Below are 15,809 nucleotides of genomic sequence, written 5' to 3'. Positions count from 1 at the left end.
TTCGCGGCTAAAAAGTTGGAAATTTTACGTGTCCGCAATCGACCGCTTTCCTGTACTCTCATCGGCATGAAAATTTTTCTGCGCCTGTGCCTCTGCTTCACTGCGCTGCTCGCCTCCGCCCAGCACCTGGTCAAACAGGAAGTTTTTGACGCCATCGCCAATGAATATTCCGGCGAGGCTGCGCAGGAGAACACCCGACGCATCGTCGAATATCACCGCATCCAGGGCAGCCCGATGATGTCTGCGGTCGCCGAACAAGTCGTCCTTCCCCGCCTGAAAGCTGCTGGACTTGAAGCCAGGATCGAGCAGTTTGTTTCCGACGGCAAGACGAAGTACGGAACCTACATTTCGCCCATGGGCTGGGACATGCGTAGCGGCGAGCTATGGGTTGATCAACTAAGGCCCGAGGGCGTTGCCGGCGCAAAGGACTTCAAGCCCATCATGCTCTGCCGCTATGCAGACGTGCCCATGTGCGTCTCGACGTATTCCAAGGGCGGCGAGTGGTCAGGCGAACTGGTGGACGTGGGCAGCGGCGCCAGTGACGCGAATTACCAGGGCGTTGATGTTCGTGGCAAAGTCGCTCTTGCATCTGGTTACGCCGCCAACGTCGTGCGCGAAGCCGTTTTAAAATACGGCGCTGTCGGCGTTGTGATCTATCCCTCCGCGGGTGACCGGCCTGACCATCCGGACATGATTCGCTATAACGGCATCTGGCCGCGCGCTGAAGAACTCGACAAAACCAGCGGCGGCTTCCAGATTTCCCGCAATCAATACGACATGCTCAAGTCGATGATGAAGCAGGGCGCGGTGCGGGTGCATGGCAAGATCGACGCCACACTCAGCCCGGGCAAGCTCACGCTGGTCCATGCTTACATCCGTGGCACGGAACATCCTGAACGAGAGATTCTTATTACAGGACACCTCGACCATCCCAAGTGGAGCGCCAATGACAACGCATCCGGCTCTGGAGCTATGATGGAAGCCGCGCGTGTGCTACAGACTTTGATCGCGACGAAGAAACTTACTCCACCGAAGCTGACGATCCACTTCATGTGGGTGCCGGAATACTTCGGCACGCTGGCTTATGTGAGCAACCATCCCGAAGCGCGCCATTGCGATACTCCATGGGGCGACCCACGCAACAAGCCCGACGCGTTTGCTGAAGGCAAGCCCTGCATCCTTGCCAATATCAATATGGACATGGTCGGTGAAGACACGGTCAAAACCAATTCGCGCTTCTACTTCACCAAAGCGCCGGATTCGATCGTCCACACATTTTTAGACGCTTTGCTATCGGATCTACTGGATCAAACGCGCGAAGCTGATCTCTATGCACAAACTGGCACGCGCAACTACTGGCAGCCAGAGGCTATCCCTTATGCACAAGGCAGCGACCACGATGTTTTCCTTGGGCTTGGCATTCCCGCAACCATGCTGGGCCACGATCCTGACTGGACACATCACACCAGCGAAGACAAGATCGATAAAACCGATGCCAGCGAGTTTAAGCGTGTCGGTGTGTTCGCCAGTGCAGCCGCACATTTTCTGGCTTCAGCAAACAGCAGTGATGCTGAAAAGCTCGGAGCTGCCGACCACGCCAGCAGGGTGAGAGAACTTGCCCATCGTTTGGCTCAGGATGCAACTGCGGACACAAGCAAACCAAATCGAAGAACAACAAGAAATCTCGAGGAGCTTAAGAACCAGGTTGACCGTCTGAACACCTCAGTTGCTCCATCCGGCAAAACTGGCCGCGCAAAAATGGCTGGTAACCCCGGCTCTGGCCCATATCGACTCACCATTCTTCCTCTCGACGCCTCCGCTTTCGAAGGCGTAAGCGCAGAAGACGGCAAGTGGCTCGCCGAACAGGAAGCCCGTTTCGCCAGCGACTCCGAAGGCCTTGCCACAAAACCAAACTTCGCACTGATCAGTTTTGAGGCTGTAAATTTCATGGACGGCCATCGCGGCACCGCAGAAATTGCAGACCTTCTCTCCGCCGAATACTTACTCGACATCGACCAGACCTGGGTGGATCGTCTGGTAAGTATTCTGGAGAAACAAAAATTGGTTTCCAGATAACATGTTTTCCGACGATCTTGAACCTGGCAACGAAATCGTCTTCACAGTAACCGATTATTACGATGGCCCTCTTAATGGGATCGCTAACTTTCAAAGCAAACCACATTTTTACGAGCGCATTTGATGCAGCCCAAGATGATTACTCAGACATGTACCGACTCACGCCGATTGATGATCGGACATTTCGATTAGCTATGGAGGCGTGGGAGATCTGGGGTAGATGGGAACTGGCGCTTCATACCGGCAAGGTTAAAATCGAATCACATCCGGCTTTGCCAGAAGACGTTGCTAGACATGAAGAGTTAAAACATATCCTTGACTGGGCGCTTCAGACTAGTCCCAGCGCAATCATTCAAAGAGGATGGTTCTTCAGCCTTGGGAAAATCAAAGGCTTATGGAGTAAGACAGCTGAAAGTGAAATGGACAGATCAATAAGATTCGCGTCTTTAGCGTTTATTCGCGGCTAAATCCTGTTTGATCTGCGCCCATCCGCTGAATCTGCGGCGCGGATTCTCTACCACTTGAACCGCTTATGTCCCTCCATCACGATCTTCCTTGCTGCGTCCTCATCGGCCCAGCCCGCCATCTCCGTCTTCTTGCCTTCGAGCGCCTTGTAGATGGAAAAAAAGTGCTCGATTTCGTTCACCGTGTGTGAGAACACCTGCGAATAATCATGCACGTTCTTGTAGAGCGGATCGCTTTCCGCCACGGCCAGAATTTTCTCGTCTTTCTTGCCCTGGTCCATCATCTGCAACACGCCGATCGGCCGCACCTCAATCAGGCATCCGGGAAAGCTGGGCGCTTCCACCAACACCAGCACGTCCAGCGGGTCGCCATCCTGCCCGAGCGTGCAGGGAATAAAGCCGTAATCTCCGGGATAGTGCACCGGCGAAAACAAGGTGCGATCGAGCTTGAACACGTGGAGCTGTTTGTCATACTCGTATTTGTTGACTGAGTCTTTGGGAATTTCAATCACCGCGTTCACGCGGTGCGGGGCTTTCTCGCCTATGGGGAGTCTTGTGTAATCGGGCATGCTTTAATTTTTAACCTGCGGCATTCCTCATTCTAGGGTATTTTAGTGGGGCTGTGAGGTGTCCCCATGCGCCTTGTCATTGGAGTCCTTGCTGTTCTGCTTTCGTCCCCGGGCCTGGCCCAGGAATGCACCACCACTGTCGTGGCGTCCTTTTATGATCAGCTCACAAAAGACGAGATTGAGACGCTCAAGCCAGGCGACCTAGAGATAAAAGTCGACGGCCAGAAACTCCCGGTGCTGAGCGCCAGCCGTGACTTCAATAATCGATTGTTAATTCTGCTGGAAACCGAGGGTTCGGCAAAAAATGAAAAACTCGCTGACCTGGTAAGCACCGTCACGCAGCAGGCGCGGCAAGCGCCGGCAGGTAAGCCCGTCGCCTTCGGAGTTTTTGCTGAAAAAGCTTCCTTCACCAAAGGCTTTCCTTCCGAACCGGAGATGCGCACAGCCGCCATCAATGAAGTAGTTGAAAGCGCGCCTCCGCTGGGGAAACGCGTTGCGCTATGGGACGCTCTGCATGAAGCTCTCGCGCTTTTTGGGCCGCACCAGCCGGGGGATACCGTCCTGCTCGTCGGCGATCCCTATGATGACTCCAGCCACCGTTCACCGGAAAGCGTAGAGAAAGAATTTATCGCCAATGGAACGCGGCTGTTTATGATGCGTCGAACGGAGGGCAGCCACGTGGAGCGCGACTTTCTGTGGAGCAATCATGAACTGGAGAAAATGGTGCTGGCACGCACCACAGAGGAAACCGGCGGCCTCCTGAGCATGTATGTTGCTTCACTCATCCGTTTTGCCTGGGCCGGGTACATGCTGGAAATCAAACTACCCTCCGGTATGAGACGGCCGCACAAATGGAAGGTGGAATTCCGCGGCGATGCAGCCCAGACGCACAGGAAAACGAATTTTTATTATCCTGCCCGGTTCCCCGCATGCGAACAGGAAGAGACTCCACCCAAAAAAGAAAGCGCCCATAAGAGCAACTACTAAAAACAAATTCGCCCAAGTACGACGTTGATTCATAAACATGAGGTGTTTTGAAACGCATCATTGTTTTTCTTCACTATTAAAGTGGAGGGATAACGATTTCAATGGTTCGTACCGTCTGCTTCTTCGCCCTTATCGCACTGGCTGCAACCACTGGTTTTGCTCAAACTTGCACTACTTATGTTCTAGTAGACACTTTTAACGACAAAACCCATTTTGGCATTGATGGCCTGAACGCCGAAGACTTTGAGGCGCGAATGGGAAACGCCTCTCTGTCTGTGATCAGCGCCACTCAGAGCTTCAACAATCGCGTATTGGTGCTGACTGAGAGCAGCGGAAGCGCCGACGACAAGGAAGTGGACGCGCTGGTGCGCGGAATCGCCGCAAAGGCGCGTACAGCGCCAGCTGGGCGGCCAATCGCCTTCGGAGCATTTGCTGAAGAGGCGTTCATCGGCAAAGAATTTCTTACTGATCCACAAAAACGGTCTTCTGCCATTGACGAAGTGCTTGCTCAAGCTGCCCGACTTCCGGGTAAATATGCCTCACTCTTTGACAGCTTGCATCAAGCCATTGCCGTATTTGGACCGCACCAGCCGGGAGACACCATTTTGCTTCTGACCGATGGCCATGACAACAAGAGCAAGCGCAATCTGAATGACATGAAAAAGGAATTCGCGGCCAGCGGCACGCGCCTGCTGGTGGTAATTCGGCCGAAATTCACGCCCAGAGGAGTTTTCAAAGACTTCCAGCAGCATGACAGGGAAGAAAATTTGTCCCTGAAGATATTAAGTTTAAGCACCGGCGGCGCCTATACGGGTTTTAGGAATGACCGTTTCTTGGAGTTTGCCTGGGCCGGCTATCTACTGGGCATCCAGGCCCCGGCTGCGCTCAACAAGCCGAAAGAGTGGAAGCTCCAGATCAGGAACTCCAACGGCAAAATTGACAAAAACATACTTCTCTACTCACCCTGGCAATTAACCCCGTGCGGCCCAGTTACCACGGCCGCGCGCTAAGACAAAACGCGCCAAAAATGGCGCATTTTGAAAAGCTGAGTGCAGGCCTTTATAGGCAATTCACGACAATAGACTTGAATCTTTCCAAAATGGGATTTTCGCCCATTTTCGGAAATAAAAAAGCCATCGTTCTGCCGTTGCTCCCGCTTTCTGGAGGATTAGATTAGTTGAAAGTTGTAAAGGAGCTTCAAAGATGAATTATAAAAGATTGCTTTTCAAGTTTGCAGTACTCGCGCTCAGCTTGGCTGCTCTTCATATGATACCTGATCGGGCAAAAGCCTCTTCTCTCACTTGCCAGTTAAGGTTTTGCAGTACCGCCACAGCCGGGGGCCATTGTGGTACATTCGGGTCGGATTGTAATGTCTGCCACGGTAGTGATGGATCCACGGGACCTTGTGGTATCCAGTGAAGGTGAATCGCAGGCTGCCAACTGGTAATAGGGGCAGCCTGCCTTAATGAAGATAGAATCGAATGTGCTGAGTGGCCGTCGCTACTTCTTTTCTTCCTCGCCGCCGCCTTGTTCAGCGGCCGCAGCTGCCTGCTCTTCTTCCATCTGCTTGCGGACTTCTTCCTGGCGCTTGGTGCGGATCTCTGCCCGTTTGGCGCGCTTGGCCTCAATCACCTTTTCACTGCCCAGTAACTCGATGTAGCAGGTTGCTGCGCCATCGCCCTGCCGCCATCCTTTGTGGATGATGCGCAGGTAGCCGCCGCTTCTGTCGCCAAAACGCGGCGCCACGGTTTCAAACAGCCGGCTCACCGATTCACGCGTCATCAGGTAGCTGCCCGCCAGACGCCGCGCGGAAAGGTCTCCGCGCTTGCCCAGTGTGATCATCTTTTCCACGTGCGGACGCATGGCTTTGGCCTTGGCCGGGGTGGTTTCAAGCCGCTCTTCCATGATGAGTGAGGTCACCAGGTTGCGCAGCAGCGCGCGCCGATGGCTGGTGTTACGTCCGAGTTTCTTCGTGTGTCTCTGGTGACGCATAGTCTTAAGTCCTTCACTGAATTTCTTTTGCTCAACAGCTACTAGCTTCTGGGTGCTAGCTTCTAGCTTCTAGTTGAAAGGCCTTTGGCTCTTGGCCATTGGCTATATCTTTTTGGGATTGTGGCATCAGGAGATCGCGTTACAGCTTTGCCGATCTCCCGATCACCCGATCCTAGAATTCCTGCCCGTCGCCGCCAACGTCATCCAGAACACCGCCGCCCATAGACACTGCGGACGGCATCTGGCTGGTGGGTCCGGGAACGGCGTTGCCCTGATCGTCAATCTTCATGCCCAGCGAGAGGCCCATGGAAGCAAGGATTTCCTTGATCTCATTGAGCGACTTGCGGCCAAAGTTCTTGGTCTTGAGCATCTCCGCTTCCGTCTTCTGCACCAGCTCGCCGATTGACTGGATATTCGCGTTCTTCAGGCAGTTGTAACTGCGCACGGAAAGCTCCAGCTCTTCAACGGAACGGTTCAGGTTTTCATTCTTGATCAGCGGCTTCTCTTCACCACGCGACTCCGTCTCTAACTCCTCTTCAAAATTGATGAAGATAGTCATGTGGTCCTTGAGCAGCTTCGCCGCCAGACCCAGCGCGTCAGCCGGGGCAATGGAGCCGTTGGTCCAGATTTCGATATCGAGTTTGTCGTAATCGGTGATCTGTCCCAGGCGGGCCGCTTCCACCGTGTAATTGCACTTGCGCACCGGTGAGTGTACAGAATCGATCGGGATGAAGCCAAGACCCAGGTCTTCGTCAAAGTTCTTGTCGGCTGCCACATAGCCGCGACCGCGCTTCAGGCGCATTTCCATGTCCAGCTTGCCGCCTTCAGAAACCGTGGCAATGTAAACATTCTTGTCCAGGATTTCCACGTCGCCATCCGCCTCAATCATGGCGCTGGTGACCACACCCGGCTGCTCGGCTTTCAGGTAAATAGCTTTAGGACCGTCGCCGTTCAGCTTGAACGGGACCTGCTTCAGGTTAAGAATGATGTCAGTTGCGTCTTCAACAACGCCGGGAATCGATTGAAATTCATGCAGCACGCCTTCAATTTTCACGGCGGTTACGGCCGCGCCTTCAATGGATGACAGCAGTACGCGCCGCAGGGCGTTGCCAATAGTTGTGCCGAATCCACGCTCAAAAGGCTGAGCGTAAAAGCGGCCGTATTTATCGGTGAGCGTCTCGGTATCGGTGGCAAGACGTTTGGGTTTTTGGAAACCTCTCCATAGAACCATGTGCTTTTTTGTCCTTTCAACTCCGCTCCGTTTGGCGCATGCAGCTGGGAGGCGGCAAGGCTGTTCTGGTGCGGGCAATTGTGAAGCTAATGGCTGTGAGCCACTAGCTTCTGGCTAAACCAAATTTTGAGTGGATGAATCAGTTGGAAGTTATTTGATGCTGGATCTCACTTCCTTGATTCATCAGCCGAAACCGGTCTCCCGGCCTCTTTCCGGCTAGCAGCTAGAAGCTAGTAGCTAGTAGCTCTATTTCGAATACAGTTCGACGATCAACTGTTCATTGACCGGCGCATTGATGTCTTCTCTCTTCGGCAGTGACAAAACGCGGCCCTTCAGGTTGTCGCGGTCCACTTCCAGCCATCCGACTACAGGCTGGTGGCTCGAATAATCGCGCGCACCCTCAATCACCGTGAATTTCTTGGCCTTGTCGCGCACCTGGATCTCGTCTCCGGCGCTCACCTGGAACGATGGAATATTCACACGGCGTCCGTTCACGTCAATGTGGCCGTGGCGCACAATCTGCCGCGACTGGCGGCGCGACGTGGCAAAGCCCAGCCGGTAAACTACATTGTCCAGCCGGCGCTCCAGTTGTTGCAGGAGCAGTTCACCGGTGACACCCGGCTTGCGCGCGGCTTTCTCAAAGTAGTTGCGGAACTGGTTTTCCAGGGTGAAATACATGCGCTTGGTCTTCTGCTTTTCCCGCAGCTGCAAGCCATAGCCTACGACCTTGGCCTTGCGGTCCTTGCCATGCTGGCCGGGAGCAAAGTTGCGCTTTTCCACGGGGCACTTGTCAGTGAAACACTTGGCCCCTTTTAAGAACAATTTCATGCCTTCGCGACGGCAAAGACGGCATACTGCACCTTTATAACGTGCCATTATTTCTCCTCTTCGAGTGACGATCGGTTTACGGGGTGGCTACCCTTTCTTCCCGATCCGTTTATTCAAGGGCTCCGCAGCATTGCTGCTCTGCCCTCGCGTTGCGTTCGCGCGGGCCAGCGCTCACTTCATGCTTCACCCGTGCCAACAAAACTTGCAATCAAACGCGTCTGCGCTTTGGCGGACGGCATCCGTTGTGCGGAATGGGCGTCACGTCCTTAATCGTCTTCACGTCCAGCCCTGCGGCTGCCAGAGCGCGAATTGCCGACTCACGTCCTGATCCCGGGCCATTCACGCGCACTTCAACAGAACGCATGCCATGATCGCGCGCCTGGCTGGCGGCATTGCTGGCAGCCTGCTGCGCGGCAAACGGAGTGCCTTTACGCGACCCGCGGAAGCCCAGCGAACCGGAACTCTTCCACGCCAAAGTTTTGCCTTCACTGTCCGTGATGGTCACAATGGTGTTGTTGAAAGACGCCTGAATGAACGCCACGCCATGCGGAACGTTCTTGCGCTCTTTCTTCTTGAAAACTTTTTTCTTGCCTTTTGTTCCGGTCGCGCCGGTGCCCGGTGCTGCTGTTGCTTTTGCCATAGAAGTTTTTTCCTGTATATCTTTCAAAGGCGACTGTCATTGCCAGTCGCGCCCATACTCAAGCTAATTGCCAAATGCCAATGGCTAATTGCTAGGTTTTCGCCGCCGTCTTCTTCTTGTTCGCGACCGTGCCTTTGCGCGGGCCTTTGCGGGTGCGCGCATTGGTGTGTGTGCGCTGTCCGCGTACGGGCAGGTTGCGGCGATGACGATAGCCACGGTACGAACCAATTTCAATCAGCCGCTTAATGTGCATGGAAATGTCTTTGCGCAGATCACCTTCCACGTCGCCTTCGGCTTCAATAGCCTGGCGTATGCGGTTGACTTCGTCCTCGTTCAGGTCCTGGACTTTCTTCATGGGCTCGACCTTCGCCGTGGCCAGAAGCCGCGTGGAACGCGAGTTGCCAATGCCGTAGATATACGTCAGCGCGATGTTCACATGCTTGTTGCGCGGAAGATCAACGCCTGAAATGCGTGCCATGTCTTTTCTCCTGAGGGCTCCGCCGCGTTTCGCTGCTCCGCCCTCGCGCTCCGTTCGCGCGGGACAGCGCTCTCTTCGCGCTTCACCCGTCCCTTTAACTCAAGTGTCGATCGGTTTACAGCCGGCGGCCTTCATCCCGATCCCGATAAATTAACCTTGTCTTTGTTTGTGTTTCGAGTTCTCGCAGATCACACGCACCACGCCTTTGCGGTGCACGATCTTGCACTTGTCACAGATTTTCTTTACCGATGCCCGAACCTTCATGTCTCTGCTCTCTCTGATATCCGAACCGCCGGGGTCTTGCTCGGCCTGAGTTCTTCTTCAATTTGGTAATTGGGTAAATTTGTAATTTGGTAATTGAGAATCCCGAGACGTTCTTCAATTACCCATTTACCAAATTACTCAATTACCAAATCCTCAAAGCTCTTTCACTCACTTGTATCTATACACGATGCGTCCGCGAGTGAGGTCGTACGGTGAGAGTTCCACCGCAACCTTGTCCCCTGGAAGAATACGGATAAAATTCTTGCGCATTCTGCCGGAAACGTGTGCCAGCACCTGATGCTTGTTTTCCAGTTCCACCCGGAACATGGCATTCGGCAGCGGCTCAAGCACCGTTGCCATCACTTCAATCGCGTCTTCTTTACTCACCTAGCTCCTTGGTTTGCAAGCTTCTAGCCGCTAGCTTCTGGCTTCTAGCAAAAGCATTTTGACTCGCTCACCGATCATCTTTCTTCTTACATCCCGCATTGTGCGCAAACTGAGCGCGATTTCTTAAATTCTCCGGCCAAGCGGCTCCCTACTCAGTCAATACCAGCGGCCCATTTCTCGTTACTGCCACGGTGTGCTCGAAGTGTGCGCTATAGCTGCCGTCTTCTGTAACCGCAGTCCATTTGTCATCCAGAACACGCGCTCCCGGCTTGCCGATATTCACCATTGGCTCAATGGCGATGACCATGCCTTCACGCAACCGTGTTCCATGCCCGCGCGTGCCGAAATTAGGGACCTGCGGGTCTTCATGCAGCCGCGTTCCAATTCCATGTCCTACAAATTCGCGCACCACGCTGAACCCGTTGGCTTCAACGTATTCCTGCACTGCCGCGCCTACATCGCCAACGGTTTTGCCCAGCCTGACTTCTTCAATAGCTTTTTTCAGCGACGTCTCCGTCACGTCAAGCAGCTTTTGCAACTCTGGCGCAATCGCCTTGCCCACGGGAACGGTGATGGCTGAATCGCCATAATAACCATCCAGCACTACGCCGCAATCGATGGAAACAATATCGCCTTCCTTGAGCACCCGCTTTTCTGACGGTATGCCGTGAATAATTTCATTGTTCACTGACGTGCACAGCACGCAGGGATAATCGCAATAGCCTTTAAATGCGGGCTTGGCGCCGAACTCACGAATCTTTTCTTCCGCGGCATTTTCCAGGTCCATGGTGGAAACGCCCGGGGCGACCATGGCCTTTACCGCGTCCAGAACCTGCCGGACAATCTGCCCGCTGCGTTTCATCTTTGCCAGTTCGGATTGTGATTTGCAATTAATCATTTTTGCTTCAACTGCTCTTACTTCAGTTACTCACTGCCTGCGGCGGCCGCGCCGCCTTCAATCGCGCGAAACATCTCCGACATCACCTTTTCAACGGGCTGATCCCCGTTGACACAGCGCAACCGTCCCTGCTTCTGGTAAAACTCTTCCAGAGGCTTGGTCTGGCGCTCGTAGCTTTTCAAACGCTCAGATATGACCTCTTCCGTATCGTCAACGCGCTGGAACAACTGGGTGCCGCAGACGTCGCAAACGCCTTCAGTTTTGGGCGGCTGGAGATAGATGTTGTAAATCTTGCCGTCGACAGGACAAGTACGGCGGCCTGTAAGCCGTTGCAGTAATTGATTATAACTTACCTCAACGTCTACGACAACCGTCGGCTTCTTCTCGCCTGCCTTCGCCGCCAACTCTTTATCCAGCCATTCCGCCTGCGCCACAGTCCGCGGAAAGCCATCCAGCACGAATCCTCGATCGCAATCCGGCTGCTTGATCCGGTCCGCAACCATGCCGTTCACCAGGTCATCGGACACCAGGTCGCCCCGTTCCATGACCCTTTTTGCTTTCCTGCCCAGGTCCGTACCGCGGGCCACATTGTCCCTCAGGATGTCCCCGGTAGAAATGTGGGGGATCCCGTAATGTCCGGCAATCAACTTGGCCTGTGTACCTTTGCCTGCTCCGGGAGCTCCCAGCAAGACGATCGGACCCACAGGTATATTTTTTCCGCTCATAGCGTCAACACCCGTTGCCGGCCGGAATTCCGTTTAGCCCCAGCTTCTTCTGCCGCGAACGCGTCCGCTGCGAGAAGTAAAGCCTTCATAGTGGCGCATGACCAATTGTGATTCGATCTGATTCACCGTGTCCATGGCCACGCCCACCACGATCAGCAGCGATGTGCCGCCAAAGTAAAAGTTCACGTTCAATCCGTGCAGCACCCATGTAGGCAGACCGCTGAAAACTCTCGGTCCGATCCATGGGATGTGATCAAGATGGATTCCGGCAATCATCCATTCCGGAATCAGCGAGATCAGGATCAGGTACAAGCCGCCCACCAGCGTTACGCGCGTCAGCACGTCGTTAATGTAGTCGCGCGTGCGATGGCCGGGACGTATGCCGGGAATAAAGCCACCGTATTTCCGCATGTTGTCCGCCACGTCAGACGGATTGAACACGATGGAAACGTAAAAATAAGCGAAGAAGATGATGCCGACAGCGTACAGCAGCGTGTAAAGCGGCTCGCCCCACTTGAGCTGCTCCATGGTGCCGCCAAAATATCGGTTTAGCGTTCCGCCAGGCTTAAACGCGTTTGAAAGCGTAAGCATCTGCGGAATGCTGAGCAGCGACGAAGCAAAAATTACCGGCATTACGCCGCCGGAATTCACGCGCAATGGCAAGTGTGTAGACTGGCCGCCCATAATGCGGCGTCCTACAACGCGCTTGGCATATTGCACCGGAATGCGCCGCTCTGAGCGTTCCATAAAGACGATGAATGCCACCACCAGAATCATGATGGCGACAAGAATCAGCAGAGCTGGAACGGTAAAGCTTCCCCAGGCTGACGACTTCGCCTTTTGCGCCAGATCGACTACGGCTTTTGGCAATCCGACGACAATGCCGGCGAAAATCAGCAATGACATGCCGTTGCCCACGCCGCGTTCCGTAATCTGCTCACCCAGCCACATGATGAAGATGCTACCCGTGGTCAGGGTAATGATCGTCATCAGGATGAAGCTCCATCCCGGGTTCATAACGAACTTCTGCGTCTGCAGCGTAAATGCGATGCCCATGCTCTGCAGCACGGAAAGAATCAGCGTGAGATAACGCGTCCACTGGGTGATCTTGCGCCGGCCCAGGTCGCCCTCTTTTTGCAGGCGCGCCAGCGGCTCCCAAACCACCGTGAGCAGTTGCAAGATAATCGATGCCGTGATGTACGGCATGATGCCCAGAGCAAAAATCGTCAAGCGGCGCAGGTTGCCTCCACTGAAGAGATCATAGAAGCCCAGCAATCCGCCGCTCTGCTGCTCAAACGCCTTCTGCAACTGGTCAGTATTAATGCCCGGCGTAGGAATGTGTGATCCCAGGCGATAGACCGCCAGCATGGCCAGCGTAAACAGCACGCGCTTGCGCAGGTCCGGTACTCGAAAGATATTCGCCAGTTTCTCGAACATTTAGGTCACCTTTTTCTTTAGTTTCGAAGGTGCCTTGCTTTTGCCCGATTGGGGTTCGTCCTTGGCCGATGCCGCAACGGCAGCGCCGCCAATAATCTCAATCTTGCCGCCGGCCTTGGTGATTTTCTCTTCAGCCGACTTGGAGAACTTATGCGCCTGCACAGTCAGCGCCGTTTTTAATTCGCCATCGCCCAGCACCTTGATCAGATCGTTCTTATGTACTACGCCGTTCTTGATCAGGAGTTCCGGGGTAATGTTCTTTTCGCCCAGTTCTACAAGGCGATCCAAATTCACAACCTGGTATTCCACGCGGAAAATGTTGGTGAAGCCGCGCTTGGGCAAGCGGCGATGCAATGGCATCTGGCCGCCTTCAAAGCCGCGCATCATGCGCGAACCTGAACGGGAACGCTGGCCCTTGTGGCCGCGCGTTGAAGTCTTGCCCATTCCACTGCCCATGCCCCGGCCCACGCGTTTCTTGTTGGACGTGGCGCCCTTGGGAGGCCGTAAGTTCGATAAATTCGTTGGCACTTGATTTCCTTTTGCGCAATCACCGCTGACTTGCGATGACTACTCGGTTTCCCTGTTTTTGATTTGGCAATTTACCCAATTACCCATTTACCAAATCTATTTTTCTAAGATCTGCACCAGGTGCGGAACCTTGGCGACCATGCCACGAATGGACGGCGTGTCTTCCCGTTCCACCACCTGATAAAGCCGGGTAAAGCCCAGCCCTTTCACCACCAGCTTGTGTTTCACCGGCGTGCAAATCTTCGAGCGCACATATTGAAGGCGAATTTTCTTTTTAGCTGCCGTCATAATTCCCTTATTCCTTCGAATTCTTATGCACGGGCACTCTTGCCTATGCCGAAGCGAGACTTGGTATTTGGTACTTAGCCGTCAGCCCCCGTCTGTCTCATCTCACCAGAACCGCCTCGGTCTCTCAAACAAGCTAAATATTAAGTACCCAGTATTAAATACTGCCTTCTTACAGCTCCTGCAGCGTCTTGCCCCGCAGAGTGGCCACATCCTGGCGGTCGCGAAGTTTATACAGCGCATCAAACGTGGCTTTGATCACGTTGTGCGGATTGGCCGTGCCAATCGATTTCGTGAGTACGTTCTGCACGCCCACTGAGGTCATCACCGCGCGCACCGCGCCGCCGGCGATCACTCCGGTGCCTTCCGGGGCCGGCTTGAGCAGCACACGGCCAGAGCCAAATGTGCCCAGCACCGCATGCGGAATCGAGGTCTTGCTCAGGTTGACCCGCATAAGATTTTTCTTGGCCGATTCAATCCCCTTGCGGATGGCCTGCGGCACTTCCTTGGCCTTGCCGGAACCGTATCCGACCACACCCGCACTGGGGTCGCCCACCACGACCAAGGCTGCGAATGACATGTTTTTGCCGCCCTTGACCACCTTGGTCACGCGGTTGATGGCCACTACCTGGTCTTTCAACTGATAGTTGCCGGCATCGAGCTTTCTTTTCGTTGCAGTTGCCATTTTATTTAGAACTCCAGACCTGCTTCACGCGCTGCGTCCGCCAGCGCCTTGATGCGCCCGTGGTAGAGATAACCGCCACGGTCAAACACTACTTTCTTGATTCCTTTTTCCTGCGCCCGCTGCGCAATCTCTTTGCCGATTTCCTTGGCGCTGGCCACATTGCCGCCCGTCTTCTTGCCGCCCTTTTTGCCCTTCACCGTGCTGGCTGAAGCAAGCGTGGTGCCGGACATGTCATCAATCACCTGCACGTAAATGTGGTTCAGTGAACGGTACACGTTCAAGCGTGGACGTTCCGTTGATCCGGAAAGCTTGTTGCGCAGCCGCTGATGGATCCGCCGCCGTGTTTTGTCTTTCGAACTATCTGGAATCATGTTTTTACCCTTTGCTTCGTAGCGCTATTGAGCGCCACGATCAAAATTCTGTCTTCTGCTTGCCATCAATCGGGTGATCCGATGATCGGTTCATCGGTTTCAGATCACTCCATCTTGTTACTTCCGCTCACCCAGTCTTGCAATCGGCCCGATCTGCGATCTTCACTCGTAACAATCTTCGGGGGTCGGCTTTCAGATCACCCGATCACGCGCGATCACCCGATCTCCCGATCTTTATTTCGCTCCGGTCTTGCCGACCTTCTTCTTCAACTTCTCGCCCACATAGCGGACGCCCTTCTGCTTGTACGGGTCCGGTGGCCGCAAACTGCGCATGTCCGCCGCAACTTGACCCACTTTCTGGCGATCAATGCCTGATACCGTCAACTTGGTCTGTTTGGGATCCACGGCAACCGTTACGCCGGTGGGCAGCGGAAACTCAATCGGGTGCGAATAGCCCAGCGTAAACACCACAGTGTTCTTGCCTTTCAGCTCCGCGCGATAGCCAATACCGACGATTTCCAGATCGCGGTTCCAGCCCTTGGTGACGCCTTCCACGGCGTTATTCACCAGAGCCCGCGCCAGTCCATGGACTGCGGCATGATGATCGTCCTTGCGGGTGACTTGTATGTGTCCGTCCGCCTGCTTCAGTTCAACGCCGGAAGGAAGATGCGTCTGCACCTGACCCTTGGGACCCTGCACGACCACGGTGTTGCCCTTTACTTCAAACTTCACTCCCTGTGGGAGCGGAATCGGTTTCTTTCCGATACGAGACATTTTGCTCTACCCTTCTCTTGAAGCGAGTCCTTCAAGCCGCTTGCGGCTGAATTCCACGCTGATTCTTAGCTGCTAGCGGCTGGCTTCTAGCTACTAGCCAAACCAAAGTAACTGTTAGTGCAATCGCCACTTGCAACAATGCATTCAATCTTGCCGAAAAGCACTTTTCGCCTTTCGGTCCTGCTAGCAG

Annotated in this window: 20 protein-coding genes; 4 read left to right on the top strand and 16 right to left on the bottom strand. The window is 54.3% G+C overall.

From position 1 onward, the window contains the following. The first annotated feature begins 66 nt into the window (after nt 1-66). Both LAO76_08770 and LAO76_08765 read left to right on the top strand, forming a co-directional pair. Nucleotides 67-2,076, top strand: a complete 2,010-nt coding sequence (locus LAO76_08770; protein MBZ5491010.1) for a DUF4910 domain-containing protein — start codon at nt 67-69, stop codon at nt 2,074-2,076. Between the two features lie 62 nt (nt 2,077-2,138). After that, on the top strand, nt 2,139-2,543 hold the full coding sequence (locus LAO76_08765; protein ID MBZ5491009.1) for a hypothetical protein: 405 nt from the start codon (nt 2,139-2,141) through the stop codon (nt 2,541-2,543). A gap of 47 nt (nt 2,544-2,590) precedes the next feature. Here LAO76_08765 and LAO76_08760 read toward each other — a convergent pair whose 3' ends face one another. Then, complete coding sequence (locus LAO76_08760) at nt 2,591-3,109, bottom strand: inorganic diphosphatase (GenBank protein ID MBZ5491008.1); 519 nt, start codon at nt 3,107-3,109, stop codon at nt 2,591-2,593. A 66-nt stretch (nt 3,110-3,175) separates the two neighbouring features. Here LAO76_08760 and LAO76_08755 point away from each other — a divergent pair, with 66 nt between their 5' ends. Both LAO76_08755 and LAO76_08750 read left to right on the top strand, forming a co-directional pair. Further along, nucleotides 3,176-4,096 (top strand): hypothetical protein, encoded by a 921-nt coding sequence (locus tag LAO76_08755; protein MBZ5491007.1) that lies wholly within the window; start codon nt 3,176-3,178, stop codon nt 4,094-4,096. 101 nt (nt 4,097-4,197) lie between these two features. Beyond that, complete coding sequence (locus LAO76_08750; protein MBZ5491006.1) at nt 4,198-5,106, top strand: hypothetical protein; 909 nt, start codon at nt 4,198-4,200, stop codon at nt 5,104-5,106. A gap of 490 nt (nt 5,107-5,596) precedes the next feature. On the opposite strand, the gene rplQ is transcribed toward LAO76_08750, so the two are convergent. From rplQ to rplF, 15 genes are all read right to left on the bottom strand, one after another. Continuing rightward, the gene (gene rplQ / locus LAO76_08745; protein MBZ5491005.1) at nt 5,597-6,088 is read right to left on the bottom strand and encodes a 50S ribosomal protein L17; all 492 of its coding nucleotides are present in this window, start codon (nt 6,086-6,088) and stop codon (nt 5,597-5,599) included. A gap of 172 nt (nt 6,089-6,260) precedes the next feature. Continuing rightward, nucleotides 6,261-7,319, bottom strand: coding sequence for a DNA-directed RNA polymerase subunit alpha (locus LAO76_08740; protein ID MBZ5491004.1), 1,059 nt, complete (start codon nt 7,317-7,319; stop codon nt 6,261-6,263). A 246-nt stretch (nt 7,320-7,565) separates the two neighbouring features. Continuing rightward, nucleotides 7,566-8,195, bottom strand: coding sequence for a 30S ribosomal protein S4 (gene rpsD, locus LAO76_08735; GenBank protein ID MBZ5491003.1), 630 nt, complete (start codon nt 8,193-8,195; stop codon nt 7,566-7,568). 160 nt (nt 8,196-8,355) lie between these two features. Next, complete coding sequence (gene rpsK, locus LAO76_08730) at nt 8,356-8,787, bottom strand: 30S ribosomal protein S11 (protein MBZ5491002.1); 432 nt, start codon at nt 8,785-8,787, stop codon at nt 8,356-8,358. A 91-nt stretch (nt 8,788-8,878) separates the two neighbouring features. After that, complete coding sequence (gene rpsM, locus LAO76_08725) at nt 8,879-9,265, bottom strand: 30S ribosomal protein S13 (protein ID MBZ5491001.1); 387 nt, start codon at nt 9,263-9,265, stop codon at nt 8,879-8,881. Between the two features lie 150 nt (nt 9,266-9,415). Beyond that, nucleotides 9,416-9,529, bottom strand: coding sequence for a 50S ribosomal protein L36 (rpmJ, locus tag LAO76_08720; protein ID MBZ5491000.1), 114 nt, complete (start codon nt 9,527-9,529; stop codon nt 9,416-9,418). A gap of 168 nt (nt 9,530-9,697) precedes the next feature. Then, nucleotides 9,698-9,916 (bottom strand): translation initiation factor IF-1, encoded by a 219-nt coding sequence (gene infA, locus LAO76_08715; GenBank protein ID MBZ5490999.1) that lies wholly within the window; start codon nt 9,914-9,916, stop codon nt 9,698-9,700. Nucleotides 9,917-10,064: 148 nt separating this feature from the next. Next, nucleotides 10,065-10,814, bottom strand: a complete 750-nt coding sequence (gene map / locus LAO76_08710) for a type I methionyl aminopeptidase (protein MBZ5490998.1) — start codon at nt 10,812-10,814, stop codon at nt 10,065-10,067. Nucleotides 10,815-10,840: 26 nt separating this feature from the next. Beyond that, nucleotides 10,841-11,539 (bottom strand): adenylate kinase, encoded by a 699-nt coding sequence (locus tag LAO76_08705; GenBank protein ID MBZ5490997.1) that lies wholly within the window; start codon nt 11,537-11,539, stop codon nt 10,841-10,843. Nucleotides 11,540-11,572: 33 nt separating this feature from the next. After that, nucleotides 11,573-12,976 (bottom strand): preprotein translocase subunit SecY, encoded by a 1,404-nt coding sequence (secY, locus tag LAO76_08700; GenBank protein MBZ5490996.1) that lies wholly within the window; start codon nt 12,974-12,976, stop codon nt 11,573-11,575. Continuing rightward, a complete protein-coding gene (gene rplO, locus LAO76_08695; GenBank protein ID MBZ5490995.1) occupies nt 12,977-13,504 on the bottom strand; it encodes a 50S ribosomal protein L15 in 528 nt (175 codons plus the stop codon). Between the two features lie 96 nt (nt 13,505-13,600). Then, on the bottom strand, nt 13,601-13,792 hold the full coding sequence (gene rpmD / locus LAO76_08690) for a 50S ribosomal protein L30 (protein MBZ5490994.1): 192 nt from the start codon (nt 13,790-13,792) through the stop codon (nt 13,601-13,603). A gap of 169 nt (nt 13,793-13,961) precedes the next feature. Then, nucleotides 13,962-14,474: a 30S ribosomal protein S5 gene (gene rpsE, locus LAO76_08685; protein MBZ5490993.1), complete on the bottom strand. Its 513-nt coding sequence runs from the start codon at nt 14,472-14,474 to the stop codon at nt 13,962-13,964. A gap of 5 nt (nt 14,475-14,479) precedes the next feature. Continuing rightward, nucleotides 14,480-14,845 (bottom strand): 50S ribosomal protein L18, encoded by a 366-nt coding sequence (rplR, locus tag LAO76_08680; protein ID MBZ5490992.1) that lies wholly within the window; start codon nt 14,843-14,845, stop codon nt 14,480-14,482. A 234-nt stretch (nt 14,846-15,079) separates the two neighbouring features. After that, entirely contained in the window at nt 15,080-15,619 is a 540-nt protein-coding gene (rplF, locus tag LAO76_08675; protein ID MBZ5490991.1) for a 50S ribosomal protein L6, read from the bottom strand. Nucleotides 15,620-15,809 lie beyond the last annotated feature (190 nt).

The sequence above is a fragment of the Terriglobia bacterium genome (genome assembly GCA_020072645.1).
Taxonomy (GTDB): Bacteria; Acidobacteriota; Terriglobia; order Terriglobales; family Acidobacteriaceae; genus Angelobacter.
This window is presented reverse-complemented; position numbering and strand designations above follow the sequence as displayed.

Bases quoted from the DNA above. Each gene is read 5' to 3' on its own strand.
- LAO76_08770 (MBZ5491010.1), top strand. From the start codon at position 67: ATGAAAATTTTTCTGCGCCTGTGCCTCTGCTTCACTGCGCTGCTCGCC.
- LAO76_08765 (MBZ5491009.1), top strand. From the start codon at position 2,139: ATGGCCCTCTTAATGGGATCGCTAACTTTCAAAGCAAACCACATTTTT.
- LAO76_08760 (MBZ5491008.1), bottom strand. From the start codon at position 3,109: ATGCCCGATTACACAAGACTCCCCATAGGCGAGAAAGCCCCGCACCGC.
- LAO76_08755 (MBZ5491007.1), top strand. From the start codon at position 3,176: ATGCGCCTTGTCATTGGAGTCCTTGCTGTTCTGCTTTCGTCCCCGGGC.
- LAO76_08750 (MBZ5491006.1), top strand. From the start codon at position 4,198: ATGGTTCGTACCGTCTGCTTCTTCGCCCTTATCGCACTGGCTGCAACC.
- rplQ (MBZ5491005.1), bottom strand. From the start codon at position 6,088: ATGCGTCACCAGAGACACACGAAGAAACTCGGACGTAACACCAGCCAT.
- LAO76_08740 (MBZ5491004.1), bottom strand. From the start codon at position 7,319: ATGGTTCTATGGAGAGGTTTCCAAAAACCCAAACGTCTTGCCACCGAT.
- rpsD (MBZ5491003.1), bottom strand. From the start codon at position 8,195: ATGGCACGTTATAAAGGTGCAGTATGCCGTCTTTGCCGTCGCGAAGGC.
- rpsK (MBZ5491002.1), bottom strand. From the start codon at position 8,787: ATGGCAAAAGCAACAGCAGCACCGGGCACCGGCGCGACCGGAACAAAA.
- rpsM (MBZ5491001.1), bottom strand. From the start codon at position 9,265: ATGGCACGCATTTCAGGCGTTGATCTTCCGCGCAACAAGCATGTGAAC.
- rpmJ (MBZ5491000.1), bottom strand. From the start codon at position 9,529: ATGAAGGTTCGGGCATCGGTAAAGAAAATCTGTGACAAGTGCAAGATC.
- map (MBZ5490998.1), bottom strand. From the start codon at position 10,814: ATGATTAATTGCAAATCACAATCCGAACTGGCAAAGATGAAACGCAGC.
- LAO76_08705 (MBZ5490997.1), bottom strand. From the start codon at position 11,539: ATGAGCGGAAAAAATATACCTGTGGGTCCGATCGTCTTGCTGGGAGCT.
- secY (MBZ5490996.1), bottom strand. From the start codon at position 12,976: ATGTTCGAGAAACTGGCGAATATCTTTCGAGTACCGGACCTGCGCAAG.
- rpmD (MBZ5490994.1), bottom strand. From the start codon at position 13,792: ATGACGGCAGCTAAAAAGAAAATTCGCCTTCAATATGTGCGCTCGAAG.
- rpsE (MBZ5490993.1), bottom strand. From the start codon at position 14,474: ATGGCAACTGCAACGAAAAGAAAGCTCGATGCCGGCAACTATCAGTTG.
- rplR (MBZ5490992.1), bottom strand. From the start codon at position 14,845: ATGATTCCAGATAGTTCGAAAGACAAAACACGGCGGCGGATCCATCAG.
- rplF (MBZ5490991.1), bottom strand. From the start codon at position 15,619: ATGTCTCGTATCGGAAAGAAACCGATTCCGCTCCCACAGGGAGTGAAG.